This is a genomic window from Rhizobium rosettiformans W3, assembly GCF_004912135.1.
Taxonomy (GTDB): Bacteria; Pseudomonadota; Alphaproteobacteria; order Rhizobiales; family Rhizobiaceae; genus Allorhizobium; species Allorhizobium rosettiformans.
The window spans coordinates 32,943-54,438 of record NZ_STGU01000001.1; the positions used below are offsets into that span (position 1 = coordinate 32,943).

20 protein-coding genes are annotated in these 21,496 nt (G+C 62.0%); 8 read left to right on the forward strand and 12 right to left on the reverse strand.

What is annotated here, in order from left to right; translation table 11 throughout:
• Positions 1–17: 17 nt before the first annotated feature.
• On the reverse strand, positions 18–1,073 hold the full coding sequence (locus FAA86_RS00140; RefSeq protein WP_136537831.1) for a maleylacetate reductase: 1,056 nt from the start codon (positions 1,071–1,073) through the stop codon (positions 18–20).
• Positions 1,070–1,942, reverse strand: a complete 873-nt coding sequence (locus FAA86_RS00145; protein ID WP_136537832.1) for a dioxygenase family protein — start codon at positions 1,940–1,942, stop codon at positions 1,070–1,072. Before FAA86_RS00145 ends, FAA86_RS00140 begins: the two co-directional genes overlap by 4 nt.
• 98 nt (positions 1,943–2,040) lie before the next feature.
• Here FAA86_RS00145 and FAA86_RS00150 point away from each other — a divergent pair, with 98 nt between their 5' ends.
• Positions 2,041–2,991: a LysR family transcriptional regulator gene (locus FAA86_RS00150; protein WP_136537833.1), complete on the forward strand. Its 951-nt coding sequence runs from the start codon at positions 2,041–2,043 to the stop codon at positions 2,989–2,991.
• A gap of 36 nt (positions 2,992–3,027) precedes the next feature.
• On the opposite strand, the gene FAA86_RS00155 is transcribed toward FAA86_RS00150, so the two are convergent.
• The 3 genes from FAA86_RS00155 to FAA86_RS00165 are packed head-to-tail and all read right to left on the reverse strand — an operon-like array spanning position 3,028 to position 5,962.
• Positions 3,028–4,302, reverse strand: a complete 1,275-nt coding sequence (locus tag FAA86_RS00155; RefSeq protein WP_136537834.1) for an ABC transporter substrate-binding protein — start codon at positions 4,300–4,302, stop codon at positions 3,028–3,030.
• A 27-nt stretch (positions 4,303–4,329) separates the two neighbouring features.
• Entirely contained in the window at positions 4,330–4,992 is a 663-nt protein-coding gene (locus tag FAA86_RS00160) for an alpha/beta hydrolase (RefSeq protein ID WP_167494844.1), read from the reverse strand.
• A 13-nt stretch (positions 4,993–5,005) separates the two neighbouring features.
• Positions 5,006–5,962, reverse strand: a complete 957-nt coding sequence (locus FAA86_RS00165) for a VOC family protein (protein WP_113458613.1) — start codon at positions 5,960–5,962, stop codon at positions 5,006–5,008.
• A gap of 187 nt (positions 5,963–6,149) precedes the next feature.
• Here FAA86_RS00165 and FAA86_RS00170 point away from each other — a divergent pair, with 187 nt between their 5' ends.
• Positions 6,150–7,127: a LysR family transcriptional regulator gene (locus tag FAA86_RS00170; RefSeq protein WP_136537835.1), complete on the forward strand. Its 978-nt coding sequence runs from the start codon at positions 6,150–6,152 to the stop codon at positions 7,125–7,127.
• Between the two features lie 117 nt (positions 7,128–7,244).
• Here FAA86_RS00170 and FAA86_RS00175 read toward each other — a convergent pair whose 3' ends face one another.
• The 6 genes from FAA86_RS00175 to FAA86_RS00200 all read right to left on the reverse strand — a co-directional run bounded on the left by FAA86_RS00175 (position 7,245) and on the right by FAA86_RS00200 (position 14,031).
• Positions 7,245–8,555 carry an extracellular solute-binding protein gene (locus tag FAA86_RS00175; RefSeq protein ID WP_136537836.1) on the reverse strand — a complete coding sequence of 437 codons (1,311 nt, stop codon included), beginning with the start codon at positions 8,553–8,555 and terminating at the stop codon, positions 7,245–7,247.
• 76 nt (positions 8,556–8,631) lie between these two features.
• On the reverse strand, positions 8,632–9,483 hold the full coding sequence (locus FAA86_RS00180) for a carbohydrate ABC transporter permease (protein WP_102018738.1): 852 nt from the start codon (positions 9,481–9,483) through the stop codon (positions 8,632–8,634).
• Entirely contained in the window at positions 9,480–10,361 is an 882-nt protein-coding gene (locus tag FAA86_RS00185) for a carbohydrate ABC transporter permease (protein WP_136537837.1), read from the reverse strand. The genes FAA86_RS00180 and FAA86_RS00185 overlap by 4 nt, the downstream gene beginning before the upstream one ends.
• Position 10,362: 1 nt before the next feature.
• Positions 10,363–11,460 (reverse strand): ABC transporter ATP-binding protein, encoded by a 1,098-nt coding sequence (locus FAA86_RS00190; RefSeq protein WP_136537838.1) that lies wholly within the window; start codon positions 11,458–11,460, stop codon positions 10,363–10,365.
• 26 nt (positions 11,461–11,486) lie between these two features.
• Positions 11,487–12,995: an arabinosylfuranosidase ArfA gene (gene arfA / locus FAA86_RS00195; RefSeq protein ID WP_136537839.1), complete on the reverse strand. Its 1,509-nt coding sequence runs from the start codon at positions 12,993–12,995 to the stop codon at positions 11,487–11,489.
• A 115-nt stretch (positions 12,996–13,110) separates the two neighbouring features.
• Positions 13,111–14,031: an ArsR/SmtB family transcription factor gene (locus tag FAA86_RS00200; protein ID WP_136537840.1), complete on the reverse strand. Its 921-nt coding sequence runs from the start codon at positions 14,029–14,031 to the stop codon at positions 13,111–13,113.
• Between the two features lie 203 nt (positions 14,032–14,234).
• Here FAA86_RS00200 and FAA86_RS00205 point away from each other — a divergent pair, with 203 nt between their 5' ends.
• From FAA86_RS00205 to FAA86_RS00215, 3 genes are read left to right on the forward strand one after another with little or no spacing between them, the layout of a single operon-like run.
• Positions 14,235–15,296 carry an aromatic ring-hydroxylating dioxygenase subunit alpha gene (locus FAA86_RS00205; RefSeq protein ID WP_136537841.1) on the forward strand — a complete coding sequence of 354 codons (1,062 nt, stop codon included), beginning with the start codon at positions 14,235–14,237 and terminating at the stop codon, positions 15,294–15,296.
• A gap of 4 nt (positions 15,297–15,300) precedes the next feature.
• Positions 15,301–16,044 carry a GntR family transcriptional regulator gene (locus FAA86_RS00210; RefSeq protein WP_136537842.1) on the forward strand — a complete coding sequence of 248 codons (744 nt, stop codon included), beginning with the start codon at positions 15,301–15,303 and terminating at the stop codon, positions 16,042–16,044.
• Between the two features lie 35 nt (positions 16,045–16,079).
• Entirely contained in the window at positions 16,080–17,063 is a 984-nt protein-coding gene (locus FAA86_RS00215; RefSeq protein ID WP_136537843.1) for a PDR/VanB family oxidoreductase, read from the forward strand.
• Positions 17,064–17,082: 19 nt separating this feature from the next.
• On the opposite strand, the gene FAA86_RS00220 is transcribed toward FAA86_RS00215, so the two are convergent.
• A complete protein-coding gene (locus tag FAA86_RS00220) occupies positions 17,083–18,099 on the reverse strand; it encodes a LacI family DNA-binding transcriptional regulator (RefSeq protein ID WP_136537844.1) in 1,017 nt (338 codons plus the stop codon).
• Positions 18,100–18,235: 136 nt separating this feature from the next.
• Between FAA86_RS00220 and FAA86_RS00225 the strand changes: the two genes are divergently transcribed.
• From FAA86_RS00225 to FAA86_RS00235, 3 genes are all read left to right on the forward strand, one after another.
• Positions 18,236–19,279 (forward strand): Gfo/Idh/MocA family protein, encoded by a 1,044-nt coding sequence (locus FAA86_RS00225; RefSeq protein ID WP_136537845.1) that lies wholly within the window; start codon positions 18,236–18,238, stop codon positions 19,277–19,279.
• A gap of 4 nt (positions 19,280–19,283) precedes the next feature.
• Positions 19,284–20,186, forward strand: coding sequence for a sugar phosphate isomerase/epimerase family protein (locus FAA86_RS00230; protein WP_136537846.1), 903 nt, complete (start codon positions 19,284–19,286; stop codon positions 20,184–20,186).
• 62 nt (positions 20,187–20,248) lie between these two features.
• Positions 20,249–21,481, forward strand: a complete 1,233-nt coding sequence (locus FAA86_RS00235) for an ABC transporter substrate-binding protein (RefSeq protein ID WP_136537847.1) — start codon at positions 20,249–20,251, stop codon at positions 21,479–21,481.
• Positions 21,482–21,496: the final 15 nt, after the last annotated feature.

Genomic DNA, 21,496 nt, shown 5'->3' on the forward strand with positions numbered 1-21,496 from the left:
GCGAGATGTCGTCTCGGTCAGTCGGGCCTGATGCCCTCCCAGGCCTGTTGCAGAAGTGTGCGGATCGAGATCCGGTCGATCGGACGCGGATTCCAGTAGGGGTTTTCCGTAGCGATATCGGCAGCGCGATCGAGATCGGCTTCAGTGAGCCCGAAATCCTTAAGCGACAGCGGTGCGCCGATCGACTTGGCAAAGTCCCAGAGACCACCGCCGATGGAGCCGCCGAAGAGTTCGGCGGCGCCTGAGAGTTCCGCTTGCGCGGCCTCGGCATTGAAAGCGGCCGTGTGCGGCAGCATGACCGCATGGGTTTCTGCATGCGGCGTATCGAAGGAGCCGCCCAGCGTGTGGCAGATCTTGTGGTGCAGTGCCATGCCGACGGTGCCGAGCACGGTGCCGCAGAGCCAGGCGCCATAAAGCGCCTCTGCCCGCGCATCGGGGTCATGAGGGCTCTTCACCAGAACAGGAAGGCTGTCCCGGAATGCCCGCAGACCGTCGAGCGCCATCAGCGTCGAGACCGGATTGCGGTCCTGGGCATAGAGGCCCTCGACCGCATGGGCCATGGCGTTCAGGCCACTTGTAACGCTCATGCCGACGGGAAGTCCGAGGGTGAGGTCCGGATCGTAGATAACGACTTCCGGCAGGATGCTCGCGTTTCGGACCGTGGTCTTTCGGCCGCCTTCGGTCTGGCCGAGGATCGGCGTGACTTCGGAGCCGGCATAGGTCGTGGGGATGACGACCTGCGGCAGATCGGTGCGGTAGGCAATCGCCTTACCGAGCCCTGTGGTGGAGCCGCCGCCGAGCGAAACAACGCAGTCGGCTTGCGCGTCTTTGACAACCTTCAGCGCCGTCTCCGTCACATCCACGGGCGTGTGCATGACGGCGCCGGCGAAGACGCCAACGGAGAGTTTATCCAGGCGGTCCGACAGGGCTTCGGCATCCGCCTTCTGGTGCGGCGTTGCGAGGACCAGCGCACGGCGGCAGCCGAGGGACTCTACCGCGCTGCTCACGTCTGCGCTGCGGCCGGAGCCGAAGAGGATACGCGCCGGGCTGCCGGCATAGGTGAAGCTCTTCATTTGCCCCTCCCGGGTCGTGCGCGGACCATGACGAATCTGACTCTGATGCGCGAGGCGGGTTTTCCGTCAATCACAGTCTGCTCGATCGGATGCACCAGTTCCGGCCGGACGCCGAACAGCGCATCTTCACCGAGCCTCGGATCCTCGGCGTCGTAGATATGAGTGGTAATCGTCTCGAAACCCGGTGCGCGCACGACGAAATGCAGATGCGCGGGACGGTGCAGCGGATAGCCCGCCTGGGCGAACAGCCGTCCCACGGGTCCGTCACCGGGGACGCCGTAGCCGGCCGGACGGACCGTGCGATAGTGGAACTTGCCGTCCTGATCGGGGCGAAACAGACCCCGCAGGTTGAATTCCGGCTGCAGATCCGGCTGCTGGTTTTCATAATAGCCTTCTGCGTTCGCCTGCCATGTGATGATCTCGGCGGTCGTGATCGGCAGGCCGTCGAGATCTTCGACGCGGCCCTCGACCAACAACGGTAAGCCTGCGCCATCCAGCGATATGGAGCTGCCCAATGCCCGCTCAGGGGTGTCGGTCCGGAAGAAGGGGCCGCGGATCGTGTTGGGCGTTGCGCCGGATGGGCGGCGGGAATTGATCTCTTCGACAAGTGCAGAGGCGCCGACGAGATCGGAAAACAGCACCCATTCCTGGCGGCGTTCGTCCGAGGCGTGGCCGACTTCGGTCAGGAAGTCGAGGACCTTGCGCCATTGCTCCTGGGTCGGGCGGAATTCCTTGATGAGATCGTGGACGTGGCAGACCACGGCAGAGAGGAGCCGCGCGGTTGCATCATCGGGCGTTCCGAAGCGGCTGGTGAATGCCTCGGCCGAGGTCGCTTCGTCGAAGGTGATGAGGTCTGCGGCCCGCGACATGCATCTCCTCCCAAATCTGCATTGCTGGTCGAGTGGAAGCTAGCAGGGTCTGCATACAGGATTGATGATTTGTTTGGGTGGCAATATAACAATCCGTTATGAAGTTCGACGAGCGACATCTCATCCAGCTGGCTGCCGTGGTCAAGACGGGTGGCGTCACCGAAGGTGCGGCCCTCCTGGGGTTGGCACAGCCGGCGGTCTCGCGCACGTTGTCGATGCTGGAAAAGAGGATTGGCGAACCGCTCTTCATCAAGGGCCGGCGCCCGCTGCAGCCGACGCCGCTCGGGATTGCGCTGGCAGAACACGGCCTTGCCATGCTGGCGGCGTCGCGCAAGGCCTCCGATCTGATGGAAAGCTTCCGGGTCGGCAAAAGTGGCGTGGTGCGGGTCGGCGGCAGTCCCTTCTTCATGGATTCGCTGATCGCCGGCATGTGTGCCGAGTTTCAGGCGACGCATCCGGATGTGCGGATCGACCAGTCCTATGGCTATTTTCCTGACCTGCGGGCCGCGCTGAAGGCCGACCAGATCGATCTGGCAATCTGTCCGATCGACATTCTCGACGAGGGCTCGGGTCTCGCCTTCCAGCAGATCCTGCCCGGCCGCAATGTCATTGCCTGCCGCGTGACCCATCCGCTTCTGTTGAAGCGGCGTGTGCAGCCATCGCATCTTCTCGACTATTCCTGGGTGGCGCCGCCGCCGGGCAGTCCGCTTCTAGCCGACCTCAGAGCACTGCTGCTCTCCTTCGGGGCAACGGAAATCCGCATCCGCTATTCCGGCGGGTCGCTGGCGAGTGTCGTCAATTATCTGAAGGGCGCCGATGCGCTGACCGTGATGCCGCACAGCGTGGTCTTTGCCCAGCGCAAGGAAAAGACGATCACGGCCCTGCCGATCAACATTCCGCATCCGGAGAGGGCGCTTGCCATCCTCCGGCGTGTCGATGCGCCGCGGTCTCCGGCGGTCGAGCAGTTTTCATCCTTCGTGCGGTCGAGCTTTGAAAACCTGCGCCACCTGATCAAGCGCCATGAAGAGGCAGTCGTCTGGGGAAGCTGACGGGCCCGCTTGAGCAGGCCCGCCTCTGTCGTGTCTTCAGGCTAAGGCTTCCATCTTGCCGGCGGTCGGAATGTTCGGTGCCGTCTTGTTGTCGACGATGACGAGGTCAAAGGTGCCATCGTCCTTGCGGCGCCACTGGCCGCCGACCAGCGGCGTCTTAGTGACGTTCTTCGCCGCAAAGGGCGGCACGCCCTGGCCGTTCCATTCGACGCGGCCGACGATGGTGTCGACCTTGGAGGCGGCGATGGCCGCAGCGACCGCCTCGGGATCCGTCACGTCGTCGACGCGCCCCATGACATCGGTTGCCATCTCGAAGAGCGAGTGGATGAAGCCGATCGGCTGCGTCCACGGGCGGCCGGTCTTGGCGGTGAAGTCGGCGGCGAGCTCGCCGGCACTCTGGCCCGTCAGCGACGACTTGAACGGATGCTGCGCGGACCACCAGACTTCCGAGGAGAGGTTGTGGCCGGCGGGGCCCAGGGTCTCGACCGATTGCGGGAAGAGGATCGCCTTGGCGACGGTGACGGCCTTCGGATTGAAACCCTGCTGCTTGGCCTGGTTCCAGAAGGTGGTGAAGTCAGGCGGAATGACGACGCCGGTGATGATGTCACATTGACCGTCCTTGAAGGCATTGACCTGTGCGGTGAAGTCATCTGTCAGGTTCTGGTAGCGGCCCGGATCGAGGAGCTCGAAACCGGCCTGTGCAAGGCCCGGCTTCAGGCCGACATTCGGGTCACCCCAGGCATTGCCATCGGCATCATTGGGGAAGAGGCCGCCGACCTTCTTGTTGGTATCGAGTTGGGCCCACATGTTGGTAAAAACGGCGATGACGTCTTCCAGGCCCCAGAAGTAATGGTAAGCGAAATCGAACGGCTTCCAGCTTGCGGGATCGCCGGGATTGCCCTGCTGGCCGATGAACCAGGGCTGCCAGGGGGCCTTGGTGGAAATGCAGGGAATGCCTTCGGCCTCACAGGTGGTCGCGACCGGATTGGTGTTCTCAGGGGTCGAGGCGACCAGCATCAGGTTGATCTCATCGGAGAGGATGAGTTCCTTCGCCACGTCCGCTGCCCGGTTCGGGTTGGACTGGCTGTCCTTGACGATGATCTCGAAGTTCTTGCCTGCCTCGGTCGCGAGGAATGAGGCGATGTTGTAGGCGTCGCTCTCGCCGAAGCTTGCCAGCGGTCCCGTCTGCGGGCTCACGTATCCAAGCTTGATCTTGGCTCCTTGAGCAATTGCCGGCGCGGCGAGGCCGCCAAGCCCATAGGCGAGACCGGTCGCGGCGCCCGCCTTCAGCAGTTTTCTGCGCGTAATCATGCTGTCCTCCTCCCTTGTTGTCCTGACTTAAGCCGCGACGCGGCGAAATGGTCGGCTGCCCTCCGCAAGATCCCGAAGCATGGCTTCGAGCGCTTTGACCTCCATGTCGGAGGCCTGATGTGTCCGGCCCGGAAACAGTTCGCAGCGAAGCCTCGCCCGCGCCCTCCCAAGCGCTTCCGAGGCTTCCGCGAAAGCCGAGACCGGGATCCACGGATCCTGATCGGATCCGGTGAGGTAGACGGGCATCCCGTCGAGATCGCGCGACGGGCGCTCATCGCGCACCTGCCCGACACGGCAGCCCGTGAGATTGACCATGGCCCCATTCCAGGGGCCGAAAGCCATCGCATATTCAAGCGACAGGCAGGCGCCCTGGCTGAAGCCGCCGATGAGGAGGGGCTTTTGCGCGCCGCCCGCCTGTCGCAGGGCCCCCGCCAGCCCGTGGAGATAGTCGAGTGATGCCGTCAACTCGTTGCGTGTCGGGTCCGTCAGTGGGTCCGTGGCGCGCGCTGCATACCAGGAGTTGCCGGTTGCTCGCGGAAGGCAATAGGCGACGCCCGGAACGGCCAGCCGGCCGACGACCTGCTCGATCATGTCCTCGGGCGACTGGGTTCGCCCGTGGATGAAGACGCAAAGAACATCGGCTTCCGCCGGTGCGACACCTGCGGTGAGCGGTTCGCCATGAATGGCCATATTCGCCCCCGGATCAGAAGTTCGCGGGTTCGAGGCCGGCGATCAGCTCTTCGCGGCGATCCTCGAACCATGGCGGGAAGACGAGCGTCGAACCGATCGCATCGGCCGGCTCATCCTTCGCCCAGCCGCCTTCGACCGACCAGGCGATCTCGAACAGCGCACCGCCCGGCGAGCGAACATAGCAGGACTTGAAGTAATTGCGGTCCTTCTGGTCGGAGACATCGGTAAAGCCCAGGCCCTCGATGTGGGCTTTCAGCTTCAGCTGGTTCTCTTCGTTGACCGTGTTGAGCGCGAGGTGGTGGATCGTGCCGCCCGAAAGCGTCCATGTGCCCTGCGGGCCATTCGGCTGGTGCAGGACTTCGACCATGCTCGATGGGCCACCATTGTTCGGTACCGAAAACATCAGGCCCTCGTCGCTGTCGGCTTCCTTCTTCATGCCCATGGCAATCGTCAGGAAGTCATCCATCGAGGTGCGATCGAAGACGGCGACGGCGGCGCCATAGATGCCGCGGATGCCGTGAGCGGGGCCAACGCCATTCACGTCGCTGGTGATCGGCGTGCGGGTATCGGCCGGGCTCTCGACCAGTTCGTGATCGATGCCGCAAGGGTGGGCGAGCGCCACGCGGGTGATGCCAAAGCGGCTGGTCTTGGTCGCGGGGATGCCGCGTGCGTTCAGGCGGTCGACCCAGAAGTCGGCCGAGCCGACCGGGATCGAAAGCTGGATGATCTTCGACTGGTTGGTGCCGCGCTTGCCGTAAATGCCGGGCTTCTTGAAGGGAAAGGTGGTGACGATCGTCGAAGGGTCGCCGCTCTTTGCACCGTAGTAGAGGTGGTAGACCGGGATGGTGCCGTCGAAGAGAACTGTGCGCTTGATGGAATGCAGGCCAAGTGTCTTTGTGTAAAAGTCATAGTCCTCCTGAGCACCGTCGGTGCTCAGCGTGAGGTGATGGTAACCCGAGATGAACGACATTGCTTCTTCTCCTCCAGATTTTCAAATGCAGGGGATGTGCCGCTTCCTGACGAACAGGTCCTCCAGCGGTTTGAATTGCCGCTCCCGTTCTTTTTGCGTCAGGCCGGATCCTTCCCAATGATCAGACTATATAGGTGCCCGGGTCATCTGTTGATAAAATTGCTTATGTTCCATATAGCATATTGCTATGAAGATAGATGAGCGCCATCTGGTTCAGCTTGCTGCCGTCGCCGAAACCGGTGGCGTGACGGAAGGTGCCGCAATGCTCGGCATGACTCAGCCGGCAGTATCGCGCACCCTCTCGATGCTGGAGCGACGGGTGGGGGAGCCACTCTTCATTCCGGGCAAGCGGCCCCTGCAATTGACGCCACTGGGACAGCAACTTGCCATCCAGGGGCGCTCGATCCTGGGCGCCTCACGCAAGGCGGTCGAGATCGTCAGAAGTTTTCAGTCGGGGACTGCCGGACGGATCAAGGTGGGCGGCGTTCCCTTCTTCATGGATGCCGTGATCTCGCAGATGATCGCCTCCTTCCAGCTTTGTGAGCGCGACATCATGGTCGAGCAATCCTACGGCAATCTGCCGGATCTGCTCACCGAGCTCGATTCCAGCCAGATCGACCTCGCGATCACGCCGATCGGCAGCACGGATCTCAAGACCGATTTCGAATTTCAGCCAATCCTGCCGGGTCGCAACGTTCTGACCTGTGCTGTCGGGCATCCGCTCTTGCGCAAGCGACGCCTGAGCATCGAGGATATTCTCGCCTACCCCTGGGTCGCGCCGCTGCCGGGCTCGCCGCTGGTGCTCGACCTGCACAACATCCTGATCACGCTCGGGATCAGCGAATTATCCGTACGCTATTCCGGCGGATCGCTGCTTTCCGTGGTGAACTACGTCGCGTCGACCGATGCACTGGCGATCCTGCCGCATTCGGTGGTCTTCTCCTTCAAAGGCGAGAACAAGATCTCGATCGTGCCGGTCGATATCCCGCAGCCCGAACGTACGCTGGGCATCATCACCAAGCGGAAGACCTTTCCCAATCCGGCCCGTCGGAAGTTTCAGGACCACATCGTCCGTGAATTCACCGATCTGAAGAAGGTCATCGAGCGACACGAGAAGTCGATCGTCTGGGGGCAGGGGCCGTTTCTGCCGGAGCGGGACCGCTGAAGGTTCAGGAGACGAGGTAAGCCGAACTCCCCCGAGTGTCTTCCGCAACAAAAAGGCCCCACACACCGGAGTGTGCAGGGCAGGCCAGGGAGGCCTTGGGGGAGTTTTTCTCTCCGATCAGATGTCGGCGAGCAGATCGTTGATGCGGCTTTCGGCCGATGTCAGCGCTTCGTCGACCGGCTTGCCGCCATTGACGGCCGCGCCGACTTCCTCACCGATGATGTCCTGGATGGCGAACTGACGCTGGACTTCAGCCGGCAGCGAGCGACCTGTCTGCGCGATCTCGGCGATGTTGTCGCGATGCGGCAGGGACTTGAACTCGGCCATGTCGAAGACAGCCTTGGCCGCCGGCAGGTGACCGGTGCGGGCCCACTGGAAGTCGTTCTCGGCCAGGAACTTGAAGAGCTTGCCGATGGCTTCCACCTGTTCCGGCGTGCGGTCCTTCTTCGGCATGACCCAGCTGTGGCCATCCGCATAGGTGCTGTCCTGCGCGGGGAAGAGCTGCGGGACCGGGTAGACCGTGTAGCCGTTCGACAGGGCCGTGCCTTCCTTTTCGGACTGGGCGACATAATCGCCGATCAACCAGGTGCCGTTGACGGCAATACCACCCTCGCCATTGGCGAAGCCCGAAACGGCTGCGGCGTAGTCGAGACCGGTCGTCGAGATGCCTTCGTCCTTCGTTGCCTTCATCAGCTCGACCGCCGCCTTGGCTTCCGGCGTGTTCAGCTTGATCGATGTCGGATCGGCGAAGAAATCGGCATTCTGCTGCTGCAGCAGCGTATAGAGGATGCGCGTGTAGGACGCCGTCTCATTGGCCATGATCTGGATGAGGTAGGGCTTGCCGGTCTTTTCGGTGAACTGCTTGCCCTGCGCGATCAGCTCCTCGCCGGAGGTCGGCAGGATTGGCGTGCCATCCGCATTGACCAGACCGGCCTCCTTCATCAGGTTCAGGTTGACGTGGAAGAGCATGGTCCAGTTGTCGAAGGGCAGGCCGAAGAGCTGTCCTTCCTTGGTCACGCCGTTGCGGCCCGCATCGGTGAAGCTGTCGGGTGCGATGCCCTGCGCGGCGAGCACTTCGTCGATCGGCTCGATCAGGCCACGGCTCTGGTAGTCGGAGATCGCAGAATAGTGCATGGAGACGACGTCGGGTGCAGCGCCCGAGGCGAGCTGCGCGTTCAGCTGGTCATAACCCGGCCATTCGACCGTGGTCACGTTGACGTCGATATCCGGATTGTCGGCTTCGAACTTGTTGACGAGCGCGGTGATGATGCCGCATTCGCCCACCGCGGCCGAGACATCCGTGACATTGCCATATTCCGCTTCGCAAGCGCCGAAGAAGCGCTGCAACTCGATCTTCGTCTGCTCTTGTGCCGATGCGCCCTGGCTCAGCGCGATCATGGCGACAGTCGTCAGTAGAATGCGTTTCATGATGTCTCACTCCCTTATGGCGGGCTGATTGCCCCGTTGAACAAAGCCGGCCGGCTCCTCTCCGGCCGGGTAGGCTTCACTTCACCGCGCCACCGGAAACGGCGGTCACGATGTGTTTCTGGAAGATCACGTAGACGATGAGCGCCGGTACGCTGGCAAACACAGCCTGCGCGGCGAGGAAGCCGAGGCCCTCGCTCTGGGCAAAGTTCGACTGCGACGAGGCAAGGCCGACCGTCAGCGTGTACATTTCCTTCCGGGTCGCCGAGATCAGCGGCCACCAGTAGTCGTTCCAGCCATGCAGGAAGGTGAAGATGCCGAGGGTCGCCTGGGCAGGCAGTGTCTGCGGCAGCATGACCTTCCAGAAGATCCGCCATTGTGAGGCGTTGTCGAGCAGAGCTGCTTCGTCGATCTCCTTGGGGATCGCCCGGAAGAACTGCGTCATCAGGAAGACCCCAAAGGCACCCGACAGACCCGGCAGCATCAGGCCGAGATAGGTGTTGTGCAGACCGAACCAGTTGAACATCTGGTGGCGGGCGATGATGACCGCCTGTTCGGGTACTGCGAGACCGAACAGCACGATGATGAACAGCGTGCGGCGGAACGGAAACTCGAGGCGCGCAAAGCCATAGCCGGCGAGGGAAGACAGGATCAGCACCAGCAGCGTCTGGCCGGTCGCGACGACGAGGCTGTTGAAGAACCAGCCGAAGACCTGGGATGAGTGCCAGATGTTCAGGTAGTTGGCGATCGTATAGGGCGCGCGGAAGACCGAGTCCGTGCCGATCATCAGATCCTGGTTGCTCTTGATCGAGAGGCCGACCAGCCAGGCCACCGGCGCCATCATGACGACGGACAAGAGGGCTGCTCCCCAGAGCAGCGAACGGTTGGCGGTCAGGACTTCCGGCTTGTAGGTGTCGTTCGACCGGTTCATGCGCCGTCCTCCGTCTTGCGCGAGGACACGACATATTGCGCCATGGCCGCCACGAGGATGATGAGGAAGAGATACTGCGAGGCGGCTGCCGCACGGCCGACGTCCCAGCGGACGAAGCCGACCTCGTAGATGTACATGACGAGCGGACGCGAGGATCCGTTCGGGCCGCCATTGGTCATCAGCTGCGCCTGGCCGAAAAGCTGGAACTGGAAGACGATCTGGATGATCGTCACCAGCATGATGGTGCGGGCAATCGAAGGCAGGGTGATGCGGGTGAGCACGCGCCAGCGGCTGGCATTGTCGAGCGCCGCTGCTTCATAGAGGTCCTGCGGCACCTGCTGGAGCGCGGCAAGGAAGAGCATCATCGGCAGGCCGATGCACCACCAGACGGTCGCGACGCCGACGGCAAAGAGTGACCAGCCTTTGGTCGAGATGAAGTTGATCTGGTCGATGCCTGCCTGTGCGAAGAGGACGGACAGGAGGCCGTCGCTGGGAATGAAAACGAAGCGCCAGATCAAGGTGACGATGGTGACCGAGAGCACGGAGGACGAAAAGAACAGACCGCGGAAGAAACTAGTGGTGCGGGTCGTGCGATTGAGCGCGAGTGCCAGAAAAAGACCGAGGGCAACGAGCGTCGGCACACTCACCAGCACGAAAATGATGGTGTTGCGCAGGGCCTGCAGAAAGACGGCATCGCCTGCGACCCGGAAATAGTTGGCCAGCCCGACGAAACGGCCGGGGCCGAAGAGGTCGACCTTGTGCAGGCTTAGCCACATGCCCCAGAAGAGCGGGAATACGAGCAGGGCGATAAAGACCAGCAGATAGGGCAGGACGAATAGCCCGTGGCTCCACTGGCTGCGACGATAACTCTCCGCCATGTCAGTCCCCCTCCCTGCCGAAGGCGCGGCCGTCTGCGCCGAAGAGGTGGAAGGCATGCGGATCGGCCGAGATCATCAACCGGTCTCCCGCCTTGATCAGCGAGCGGCCATCCGCTTCGACGACGAGCTTGCTGCCGTCATCGAGAACGCCGTAGACGAGGGAGCGATCGCCCAGGCGTTCGACCACCTCGGCCGTCAAAGGCACACCGGAGGTCCCGTCGGTCAGCACCGTTATGTCCTCGGCACGGATGCCCAGCGTTGCGCCTTCGGGATTGAGGCCAGCCGGGACCTTGAACCCGGTCTCGACGGCGCCGAGACCCGCGGTACTGACGGAAAGCCCCTTACTCGTGCCGCTCCATCCGGATACGCGCAGGAAGTTCATTGGCGGAGAGCCGATGAAGCCTGCGACGAACCTGGTGGCCGGCCGCTGGTAGACATCCATCGGCGTGCCGATCTGCTCGATCTTGCGCGCATTCATGATCACGATCCGATCGGCGAGGGTCATCGCCTCGATCTGGTCGTGGGTCACGAAGATCATCGTCGAGCCCAGGCGATGGTGCAGCTGGGCGAGTTCGAGACGCGTGCGGCCACGAAGTGCGGCATCAAGGTTGGAGAGCGGCTCGTCGAAGAGGAAAGCCTTGGGCTCCTTGACGATGGCGCGACCGATGGCGACGCGCTGGCGCTGGCCGCCCGATAGTTTCTGCGGCTTGCGGTCGAGCAAGTGCCCGATCTCGAGCGTTTCGGCGGCGGCGAGGACACGCTTCTCGATCTCGTCCCTGGGCATGCCGATGTTTTCGAGGCCAAACGACATGTTTTGCTTCACGGTCATATGCGGATAGAGCGCATAGGACTGGAACACCATCGCGACGCCACGCTGGCCGGGCGGCAGGGTGTCAACACGGCTGCCGCTTACCGAGATGGTACCTGATGTGACATCTTCCAGGCCGGCGATCATGCGCAGCAGGGTCGACTTGCCACAGCCCGAGGGCCCGAGGAAGACGACGAACTCGCCCGCCTCGATGGACAGCGAGATGTCATCGAGCACGGTCAGTGCGCCGTAGCGCTTGGTGACATTATCGATTTCAATCGAAGCCGACATGGTTTCTCCTCCCCGTCGTCGATTGGTTATTGGCCGAGCCGGATCATCCGGTAGCTGAGCGGCGCGATCTCTCCCTTGAGGCGCCCCTCCTCGACAGTCAGTCCGCTGCCGTCGGCCGGAGCAACCGGCTGCTTTTCAGGTCCATTGACGGCCTTCAGCTCATGGCCCGCGATCACCTTGTCCATGATCACCTTGCGGTCGCCAAAGCCTTCGAGCGCGACGTCGAGGGTGATGGCGTCCGTCTGATGGCGGTTGACGATGAAGAGGGTGAGAGCGCCATCCGTGTCGCTCTCGACCGCAGACACGTCGAGATAGGGAACCTTCTCGGCAAAGTCCGTCGCATAGCTCGGGCTGTCGATCGACAGCTGGTAGGATGTGCCGCGGCCATAACGCGAGGCGAAGAGATAGGGATAGTATGTCGTCTGGCGCCAGGCCGGACCGCCGGGCACGGTCATGATCGGCGCGATGACGTTGACCAGCTGTGCGAGGCAGCCGACCTTCACCACATCAGCGCGGCGGATGAAGGTGTTGAGGATGCAGCCGACCTGCAGCACGTCCTCGAAATTGTAGATGTCTTCGAGCAGTTCCGGAGCATGCGGCCAGCCATCGCGGCCTTCGAGAACCTTCCGGTCGGCTTCATTGGAATGATACCAGACATTCCACTCGTCAAAGCTGATATAGACATCCTTCTTCGAGCGCTTCTTCGCCTTGGTCACCTTGATGACGGAGGCGATGGTCTCGATGTAGTCGTCCAGGCGGGCGTTCTGCGCCAGATAGGCAGCGGTGTCGCCGGCGTGGTTTTCAAAATACATATGCAGGCTGATATAATCGACGCTGTCATAGGTGTAGTCGAGAACAGTGGCCTCCCAGGCTGGATAGGTCGGCATCTTCGGCGAGGAGGAGCCGCAAACGACGAGTTCGATCGACTTGTCGAAGGCGCGCATGGCCTTGGCGGTCTCGAAGGCAACGCGGCCGTATTCTTCCGCCGTCTTCTGGCCGATCTGCCAGGGGCCGTCCATCTCGTTACCGAGGCACCAGAGCTTGACGTTCCAGGGCTCCTCGCGGCCGTTTTTGCGGCGCAGGTCCGACCAGTAGCTGCCGCCGGGGTGGTTGACGTATTCCAGGAAGGCGCGGGCTTCGTCGAGACCGCGCGAGCCGAGATTGACGGCCAGCATCATCTCGGTATTCGCGGCCTTCGCCCAGTCTGCAAATTCGTGGATGCCGACCTGGTTGGATTCCGAGGTGTGCCAGGCGAGATCGAGGCGAACCGGCCGGTCTTCCTTCGGACCGATGCCGTCTTCCCAGTTATAGGCCGAGACGAAATTGCCGCCGGGATAGCGGACGACAGGCACGTCGAGTTCGCGCACGAGGTCGATGACGTCCTGCCGCATGCCATTCTCGTCGGCCGTCGGGTGATCGGGTTCGTAGATGCCGGAGTAGACAGCGCGACCGAGATGCTCGACGAAAGATCCATAGAGGCGCGGATCGATCGTGCTGATTTTATAGTCGCGGTGAACGGTGCCGACAGCCCGCATAAGCATTTCCTCCAAATATATCCGTTTTTCGGATATCTATCATGATTGAGGATATGATACACGGGATCGACCGGAGGTCAATCCGGCAATATGCAGGGGAAACTGCGAGTGCGTGTCAGGTCTTGATGCGCAGGACGATGTCCTGGTCGTAGTTGCCGAAGCCGCGGCCGAATATGTTGATGCCGCCGGGATGTTCTGCTGTTTCCGGCACTTCGATCCGGACGCGGATCGATCGATGATCGAGCAGTTCCAGATCGTTGAGGGTCGTTTCCGACACCCGCATGCCGTCGATGAAGGTGCCGTTCTCGGTGACGCGGAAGCTTTTCAGAACGCCATACTGGCTGCCGCGAAGCTTCCACCAGTCGGGCGTGAACTTGCCGCGGCGATCGCCGAAATCGCCCGGCGATGTCCAGGTTGCGACCGGTTTTCCGTTGATGGAAATGGTGATGTCAGAAGGCCAGTTTTCGGAGGTGCCGGGCACCTCGGAGGAGAGCTCAAGCAAGAGTTCCAGTTCCCGGATCGGGGCGCCTTTGATCCTGGCATTGTTGGGAAACTGGTAATCCACATAGCCGCGCGTGAACCAGAGAAGCCCGGCCTTCATCCGGTCCGGCGAGAGAAAGGTGTCGGGGTTGTCGAGGTAGCCGATGATCGCGTCAGGTCCACACATGCCGCAGGGGGCGTAGACGTCGTAACCGCTGTAGAGGCCAACCGGCATCGAGACTTCGATTGCCTCGTCAGTTGCCTTATTCGGGCGCGTGAAGGTGAGGACGATCTCGTCATGGACGGCGTGACAGATCTTCTGGCTGCCCTTGCGGGCCTTCTGGACCTCCGTGCGGATCAGGCCCGCCTCTTCCATCTGGTTCAGATGGGTCGATGTTGTCGACTGGGGAAGTTCGAGGACCTCGGCGATCTCGTTGACATTCAGCGGGCCGCGCGCGTGCAAAAGCTCTAGGATGGCCAGCCGCGCCGGGGCGGAGAGGGACTTCAGGACATCCTTGCCGTCGTCCGGCGTGATCATAAGAAAGCGGCTGCTCAATGTGTTTCTCCCCGTATAGTGAATTCGTATCAGAATTTGTGATCAAAACAAGGGGAGGGGTGGCCGAGCTGGTCGCAGGCTCAGCTGTATACAGCTGATGACATCACCGCGGCTATAGACAAGATATCGTCAGTGTTTTCGGCGTGAGATTGACATCCTGTATACAGTATGGCTTGCTGTTCCCCGATAGAGGAGGAGCTGTCATGTCCAAACCCACCTTTCCGATGAATGCCTGGTATGCTGCCGCCTATGATGTGGAGCTGAAGCGCCAGCTTCTGCCGCGCACCATCTGCAACAAGCCGGTTGTCCTGTATCGCAAGGAGAATGGCACGCCCGTCGCTCTGGCCGATGCCTGTTGGCACAGGCTTGTGCCGCTGTCGCTCGGGCGGCTCGAGGGTGACAATGTCATCTGCGGCTATCACGGTCTCGAATTCGACGAGACGGGGCGCTGTGTATACATGCCCTCTCAGGACACCATCAATCCGTCCGCCTGTGTGAAGTCCTACCCAATCGCCGAGAAGCACCGCTTCATCTGGATCTGGCCGGGCGATCCGGCCTTGGCCGATCCCGCGCTCATCCCCGACATGCACTGGAACCAGGACCCGGATTGGGCTGCCGATGGCAAGCTGATCGAGGTGAAGTGCGATTACCGTCTCGTCGTCGACAACCTGATGGATCTGACGCACGAGACCTTCGTGCATGGTTCGTCCATCGGCAATCGCGCTGTCACCGAAGCCCCGTTCGAAGCCAGCCATTCGGATCGCTTTGCCTATATCACCCGTTGGATGGAGGATATCGATCCGCCTCCCTTCTGGCGCAAGCAGTATGGCCGTCCCGGCAAGGTTGACCGCTGGCAGATCATTCGCTTCGAGGCGCCCTGCACGGTGACGATCGATGTCGGTGTTGCCGAAGCGGGAACCGGCGCCAAGCAGGGGGATCGCTCCAAGGGCGTGAACGGTTACGTGCTCAACACGATCACGCCGTCGACGGACAAGACCTGTCTCTACTTCTGGGCCTTTGCGCGCAATTATGACCTCGGCAATCAGGCCCGCACGCACGAACTTCGCGAGGGTGTCGCGGGTGTCTTCCGGGAGGACGAAGTGGTGCTCGAGGCACAGCAACAGGCGATCGATGCCAATCCGGATCATCAGTTCTACAATCTCAACATCGACGCCGGTTCGATGTGGGCCCGCAAGCTGATCGACCGGATGATCGATGCAGAGCTGAAGCCGCAGGCTGGTCCTCACGCCGTGGCGGCGGAGTGAACAGATGGGCATGGATCAGGAACGGGCGCCGAAACAGCAGACCGCGAAAGCGCTGCTTGGGCTGCGCGATCTCATCCTGACCGGTGAGATCGAGCCCGGCGAGCGGTTGTCGGAGGTGGCGCTCTCGGAGCGGCTTTCCGTCTCCCGCACGCCGCTTCGGGCAGCCCTTCAGCGGATCGAGCAGGAAGGGCTGGTGACGCTGATCCCGTCTGGCGGTTACGCGGTCCGCTCGTTCAGCCGGCAGGAAGTGATCGATGCAATTGAGCTCCGTGGCGTTCTCGAAGGCACCGCAGCGCGGCTGGCGGCCGAGCGTGGCGTGACGCCTCAGCGGTTGAAGGCCATTCGCGAGGTCGTCACGCATCTGGACGAGGTGTTGCTGGCCGAAGCCCATGCGATGGATTTCGAGCGCTATGAGGCCTTGAACGGCAAGTTCCATCGCCTGCTCTGGGATCTCGCGGGCAGCGAGGTTCTGCGCCGCGAAATCGAGCGGATGACCAGTCTGCCGTTTGCAAGCCCCAATGCCTTCGTGAACACCGAGTCCAATGCTCCGGCTTTTTATCGGACGCTGGTGGTGGCGCAGGCGCAGCACAAGGCGATCGTTTCCGCGATCGAATTGCGGGAAGGTGCGCGCGCCGAGGCCCTGGCGCGGGAGCATGCGCGGCTTGCGCGTCAGAATCTGGATTTCGTGCTGGAGGAGCAGCCGGATCTGCGGCGAAAGGTGCTGGCGCTCGCCCTCATGGCGGGCTGACCGGCCGACAAATATCAGTCTAGGGAGGAGACTTCATGCGTTCCAAGCTGGAATGGCGCCCTGCGCGTGTCATTCAGATCGAAAACCCGGCCGAGGATGTCCGGGCCGTGACCTTCGCCGTCGATGGCCTGCGGCAGGCATTCGATCCGGGCTCGCATACGAATATCAAGGTCATCATCCGCGGCGAGCCGGCGATCCGCACCTACACCGTTTTGCCGAGCGCTCCCGGCACGCTGAAGATCGCGGTGAAGCTTCATCCGAACAGCAGAGGCGGGTCGGCCTTTGTCTGGAGCATGGGGATCGGCGACGAGACGGAGATGACCGAACCGGAGAACCGGTTCGAGCTCTCATGGCGCGCCTCGCGCTATCTGCTGATTGCCGGCGGCATAGGGATCACGCCGATCTATGGCATGGCGAAAGCGCTTGTTGCGCGCGGCCAGTCCGTGCGGCTGATCTATGGCGCCAAGAGCCGTGCGCAGATGGCGTTTTCGGAAGAGCTGCAGGCGCTGCTCGGCGATGGGCTTGAAGCCTTTGTTCAAGACGAAGGCAGCGCTTTCGATCTGGCTGCCGAATTCGCCGCTCTTCCTGTGGATGGAGAGGCCTATATCTGCGGTCCGCACGGCCTGCTGGAAGCTGCACGCAACACCTGGCGTGACAGCGGCCGGTCTATGAGCCGGCTGCGCTTCGAGGTCTTCGGCGATAGCGGTCGTTACGCGGAGCAACCCTTTTCGGTCGCGGTTCCGCAATATGGGCGAACGATCGATGTGCGGGCCGACCAAACCATGCTGGATGCCTTAATGGAAGCCGGGATCGACATGGTCTATGACTGTCGCCGGGGCGAATGCGGCCTCTGTGCCGTCAATATCGTGGATGCCTCCGCGCCGATCGATCATCGCGACGTGTTCTTCTCGCCGGAAGAGCGGCACGACGGCGAGAAGATGTGCGCCTGTGTGTCTCGCGCCGTGGGTGGCGTGGTGACGATCGACACGGGTTACCGGCAGGAAGCGCTTACGGCTTAGGCTCTGTGCGCGCCGTCGATCAGCCGCTCTCGCCTTCGATCAAGGTCATCGGCCAGAGACGGCGGCGCACCGCATCGGGATAATGCTGTGCGAAGTCCGGCATGGTGGCGAGCAGGCTTTCCGCCAAGGCGATGCCCAGCGCTCTCAGGTCAGGGCGGAAGCAGGTGAGGACCGGGTTGAGGAACTGCGCCTGAGGACTGTATTGGCCGATGACGGCGATGTCCTTGCCGGGTTTCAGCCCGACTTCCTGCAGACCGCGGTAGAAGCCGACGACCGTCGCTTCATTCAGAAGAATGATTGCGGAAGGGCGCTCGCGGGTCTTCATCACCTGCTGGGCGACCTGATAGCCGCCGGGCTCATTCGGACCAGAGCGATAGACATGCGCGGGATCTAGTTCGAGGCCGTGGCGCGCAAGCATGACGCGGCAGTGGTTCTCGAAGATGTGGCCGAGGTTGATGTCGCCATGCGGCCTGCTGATCGCGATGCGCGTATGCCCACGCGTCACCAGACGCTCGATCGCATCTTCCGCCATGCCCTCGAAATCCAGGTCGTACCAGGGCTGGCCGACATCCGTCTGGCTTCGGCCAAGGGTGATGAAGGGGATCTTTGTCTTGTGCAGGAGCTCGAAGCGGGGATCCTGATAACGGGTCGCCGACAGGATGATCCCGTCGGCAAAGCCGCGCGCGACGATGCGCTTTAGATAGGCATCGGGATCTTCCTCGGACGAGCAGAGCAGGGCGACCAGATCGAGTTTGTGTCGGGCCAGGACCGTCTGCATGCCATCGAAGACACGCATGAAGAAGGTGTCACCCTGGCCGGTGATGTCATGGCCGGTCTGCATCATGAAGCCGATGATGCCGGTTGCGCCCTTGCGCAAGGAACGGCCCGCCTGGTTTGCCACGTAGCCGAGCTTTTCGGCGGCTTCCAGCACGCGTCTGCGGGTTTCCTCGTTCACGTCCGGCTTGCCGTTCAGGGCGCGGGAGACGGTCCCGATCGATATGTCGAGATGTTCGGCCAGTTGCCGGATGCCCTTCATCAACCCCTCCGCTGAAACGCATGCCGTAATCGTTTACGAAATCTCTATTGACACATGGGCCGTCTCGTTCATAGTGTCGTAAACGTTTACGGGATTTGCGGAAGAGGAGTTTCGCTTATCCCTTAGGAGGATATCAGTGACATCAAGAGCCGTTTTGTGCGGGTGCGGAGCTATGGCCAAAGGCTGGCTCCGAGCGCTTCAGTCTGCCTCCCGCTTGCGGGACGAGGTGGAAATCGTCGGTCTGGTCGATCTCGATCCGGCTGTGGCGGAGGCGCTTACGGCCGAGTTCGGTCTCGGCGACGCCCGCATCGGGACGGATCTGGCTTCCATGATTGAGGCGACCAAGGCGAACATGGTGTTCGACGTGGTGGTGCCGGCCGCCCGCTTCAACGTCGTCTCGACCGCTCTGAAGCTTGGCTGCGACGTGCTTTCCGAAAAGCCGCTGGCTGCCACCATGGAAGAAGCGAGCGCCTTGCTGGAGCTCGCCGAAGAAGCTGGTCGGGTGCATGCCGTCGTGCAGAACCGCCGCTTCATCTCCGGCATCCGGCGCCTGCGCCGCGCCGTGGAGGAGGGGCTGATCGGCGACCTCAGTGGCATCCACTGCGACTTCTTCCTCGGGCCCCATTTCGGCGGCTTTCGTGAGGCGATGGACAACGTCCTCCTGCTGGACATGGCAATCCACACCTTCGATGCCGCACGCTTCGTCTCCGGAAAGCAGCCGCTGTCTGTCTACTGCATCGAGACCAATCCGTCCGGCTCCTGGTATGCCCATGGCGCCTCGGCCAATGCGATTTTCCGCCTCTCCGGGGATGCCGTCTTCACCTATCGCGGTTCCTGGTGTGCCGAGGGCCGTCGCACGAGCTGGGAGAGCGCATGGAGGCTCGTCGGCTCCAAAGGCATGATCACCTGGGACGGTGAAGACACGTTCGAGGCGACGGTCGCGGGTGAGGAGCCTGGCCTTCTTCGCGGCCACCGCAACATCTCCATTCCCCCGGCTCCCGACGAGGATCAAACCCATGGGCATGAGAGCGTGCTCGTGGAGTTCGTCGATGCGGTCAAGACAGGGCGCCGGCCGGAAACCGCGAGCGACGACAATATCAAAAGCCTTTCCATGGTGTTCGGCGCGATCGAAAGCGCCCGCACCGGCCTTCCCGTCAGCATTTCATCCGAAGGACATTGAAACCGTGAGCCATCCAGCAAAATCCATTCGTATCGGTACCATGGTCAGCGCCAGCGGCGGCAAGGCGGCAGAGCGGATCGGCCAGATCGGCGACATGGGCTTCGAGAGCTTCGAGCCCTTTTTCTGGCAAACAACGAACGGTCAGGATCTGGCCGATCTCGGCAAGCGCTGCGTCGAGGCGATCGGTGATCGCGACATCACCATCTCTACGCTCGGCATGTTCGGCAATCCGCTGGAAGAAACCGACATGGACCTGCAGACCCTGCAGGGATGGAAGGACTGCATCGACAATGCCCATCACTTCGGCGCCACCTGCGTTGCCGGTTTCACCGGGCGTATCCGCAACCGTCCCCTGACGGAAAGCCTGCCGCGCTACCGCGAGATCTGGAGCGAACTTGCCAAGCGTGCCGCCGACAAGGGCGTGAAGATCGCGTTCGAGAACTGCGCCATGGACGGCAACTGGCAGACCGGCGACTGGAATATCGCGCACAATCCGGATGCCTGGGAGCTGATCTTCAACGAGACGCCGGACGATCACATCGGGCTCGAATGGGAGCCCTGCCATCAGATGGTTTATCTCATCGATCCGATCCCGCAGATCCGCAAATGGGCGCACAAGTTTTTCCACGTGCATGGCAAGGACGCGACCATTCGCTGGGACGTGATCCGTGAGCACGGGGTCTTCGGCAAGCACCCCTTCGTCTTCATGCGCACGCCGGGCTTCGGCGACACCAACTGGACCGACGTCATCTCCGAACTTCGCCTCGCCGGCTGGTCCGGCTCCATCGACATCGAAGGCTGGCACGACCCGGTCTATCGCGACGCGCTGGAAATGACGGGGCAGGTGCATGGACTGAATTATCTCAAGAACTGCCGGGGCGGGGATTTCGTCACCGACCCGGTCTGATCCGTCGAAATATGGGTCTTGTGGAGGACAAGGCCCATGCAGAAACCCAAGAGGAGGAAACCATGGGTATTCGCAAGCATATCGTCTTCGGCGCCTTGGCGCTTGCCAGTGTCTCCCTGTTCGGGCTTTCCGCCCAGGCAGAAGACGTCAAGATCACCGTCTGGTCGCTCGACCGCGACATTCAGCCGGCTCCGAACCTGATCAAGGACTTCAACGCTCTCAACAACGGGATCACGGTGGAGTATCGCCAGATCCAGTTCGACGACGTCGTCAGCGAGGCGATGCGGGCCTACTCGACGGGGCAGGCACCCGACATCATCGCGATCGACAATCCCGAGCATGCGCTTTTCGCCTCGCGGGGCGCCTTTCTGGACCTGACCGACAAGATCGCGGCATCCGATGTGGTGAAACCGGAAAACTACTATCCCGGTCCGCTGAAATCCGTGATGTGGGACGGCAAGTATTTCGGCATCCCGAAAGCGACGAACACGATCGCGCTCTACTACAACAAGGACATGTTCAAGGCGGCTGGCCTCGATCCTAACAGCCCGCCGCAGACCTGGGACGCGTTGGTGGAGGCTGCCCGCAAGCTCACCGATCCCTCCAAGAACGTCTATGGCCTGACCTTCTCGGCAAAGGCCAATGAAGAGGGGACCTTCCAGTTCCTGCCCTGGGCCCAGATGGGTGGCGGCGGCTACGACAAGATCAATTCCGAGGGGGCCGTAAAGGCGCTCGAAACCTGGAAGCAGATCATCGACGAGAAGCTTGCCTCTCCGGATACGCTGACCCGCAGCCAGTGGGATTCGACCGGCACCTTCAACTCCGGCAATGCCGCCATGGCCATTTCTGGTCCGTGGGAACTGGACCGCATGCTGAAGGAGGCAAAGTTCGACTGGGGCGTCGCGCTTCTGCCGGTGCCGCAAGAAGGCGCGGAGCGTTCCTCCGCCATGGGTGACTTCAACTGGGCGATCTTCTCCAATACGGAGCATCCGGACGAAGCCTTCAAGGTTCTGGAATACTTCGTCTCGCAGGACGACCGCATGTTCAAGGATTTCGGCCAGCTGCCGCCGCGCTCTGACATCACGATCGCGCCGACCGGTGAGCCTCTGAAGGATGCCGCCCTGAAGGTCTTCATCGAACAGCTTCAGTATGCCCAGCCGCGCGGTCCTCATCCGGAATGGCCGAAGATCTCCAAGGCAATCCAGGATGCGATCCAGGCTGCCTTGACCGGCCAGATGTCCGCCAAGGAGGCTCTCGATCAGGCCGCAGAGCGCATCGACGCCGTCCTCGGCTAAAGGATCGGCAGGCGT

What these genes read in the sequence shown, in the direction of transcription:
- FAA86_RS00210 (WP_136537842.1), top strand. Translation starts at nt 15,301, where the DNA reads ATGGGCATGGATCAGGAACGGGCGCCGAAACAGCAGACCGCGAAAGCG.
- arfA (WP_136537839.1), bottom strand. Translation starts at nt 12,995, where the DNA reads ATGCGGGCTGTCGGCACCGTTCACCGCGACTATAAAATCAGCACGATC.
- FAA86_RS00165 (WP_113458613.1), bottom strand. Translation starts at nt 5,962, where the DNA reads ATGTCGTTCATCTCGGGTTACCATCACCTCACGCTGAGCACCGACGGT.
- FAA86_RS00140 (WP_136537831.1), bottom strand. Translation starts at nt 1,073, where the DNA reads ATGAAGAGCTTCACCTATGCCGGCAGCCCGGCGCGTATCCTCTTCGGC.
- FAA86_RS00190 (WP_136537838.1), bottom strand. Translation starts at nt 11,460, where the DNA reads ATGTCGGCTTCGATTGAAATCGATAATGTCACCAAGCGCTACGGCGCA.
- FAA86_RS00185 (WP_136537837.1), bottom strand. Translation starts at nt 10,361, where the DNA reads ATGGCGGAGAGTTATCGTCGCAGCCAGTGGAGCCACGGGCTATTCGTC.
- FAA86_RS00175 (WP_136537836.1), bottom strand. Translation starts at nt 8,555, where the DNA reads ATGAAACGCATTCTACTGACGACTGTCGCCATGATCGCGCTGAGCCAG.
- FAA86_RS00150 (WP_136537833.1), top strand. Translation starts at nt 2,041, where the DNA reads ATGAAGTTCGACGAGCGACATCTCATCCAGCTGGCTGCCGTGGTCAAG.
- FAA86_RS00155 (WP_136537834.1), bottom strand. Translation starts at nt 4,302, where the DNA reads ATGATTACGCGCAGAAAACTGCTGAAGGCGGGCGCCGCGACCGGTCTC.
- FAA86_RS00220 (WP_136537844.1), bottom strand. Translation starts at nt 18,099, where the DNA reads ATGAAGGGCATCCGGCAACTGGCCGAACATCTCGACATATCGATCGGG.
- FAA86_RS00215 (WP_136537843.1), top strand. Translation starts at nt 16,080, where the DNA reads ATGCGTTCCAAGCTGGAATGGCGCCCTGCGCGTGTCATTCAGATCGAA.
- FAA86_RS00170 (WP_136537835.1), top strand. Translation starts at nt 6,150, where the DNA reads ATGAAGATAGATGAGCGCCATCTGGTTCAGCTTGCTGCCGTCGCCGAA.
- FAA86_RS00180 (WP_102018738.1), bottom strand. Translation starts at nt 9,483, where the DNA reads ATGAACCGGTCGAACGACACCTACAAGCCGGAAGTCCTGACCGCCAAC.
- FAA86_RS00205 (WP_136537841.1), top strand. Translation starts at nt 14,235, where the DNA reads ATGTCCAAACCCACCTTTCCGATGAATGCCTGGTATGCTGCCGCCTAT.
- FAA86_RS00145 (WP_136537832.1), bottom strand. Translation starts at nt 1,942, where the DNA reads ATGTCGCGGGCCGCAGACCTCATCACCTTCGACGAAGCGACCTCGGCC.
- FAA86_RS00160 (WP_167494844.1), bottom strand. Translation starts at nt 4,992, where the DNA reads ATGGCCATTCATGGCGAACCGCTCACCGCAGGTGTCGCACCGGCGGAA.
- FAA86_RS00235 (WP_136537847.1), top strand. Translation starts at nt 20,249, where the DNA reads ATGGGTATTCGCAAGCATATCGTCTTCGGCGCCTTGGCGCTTGCCAGT.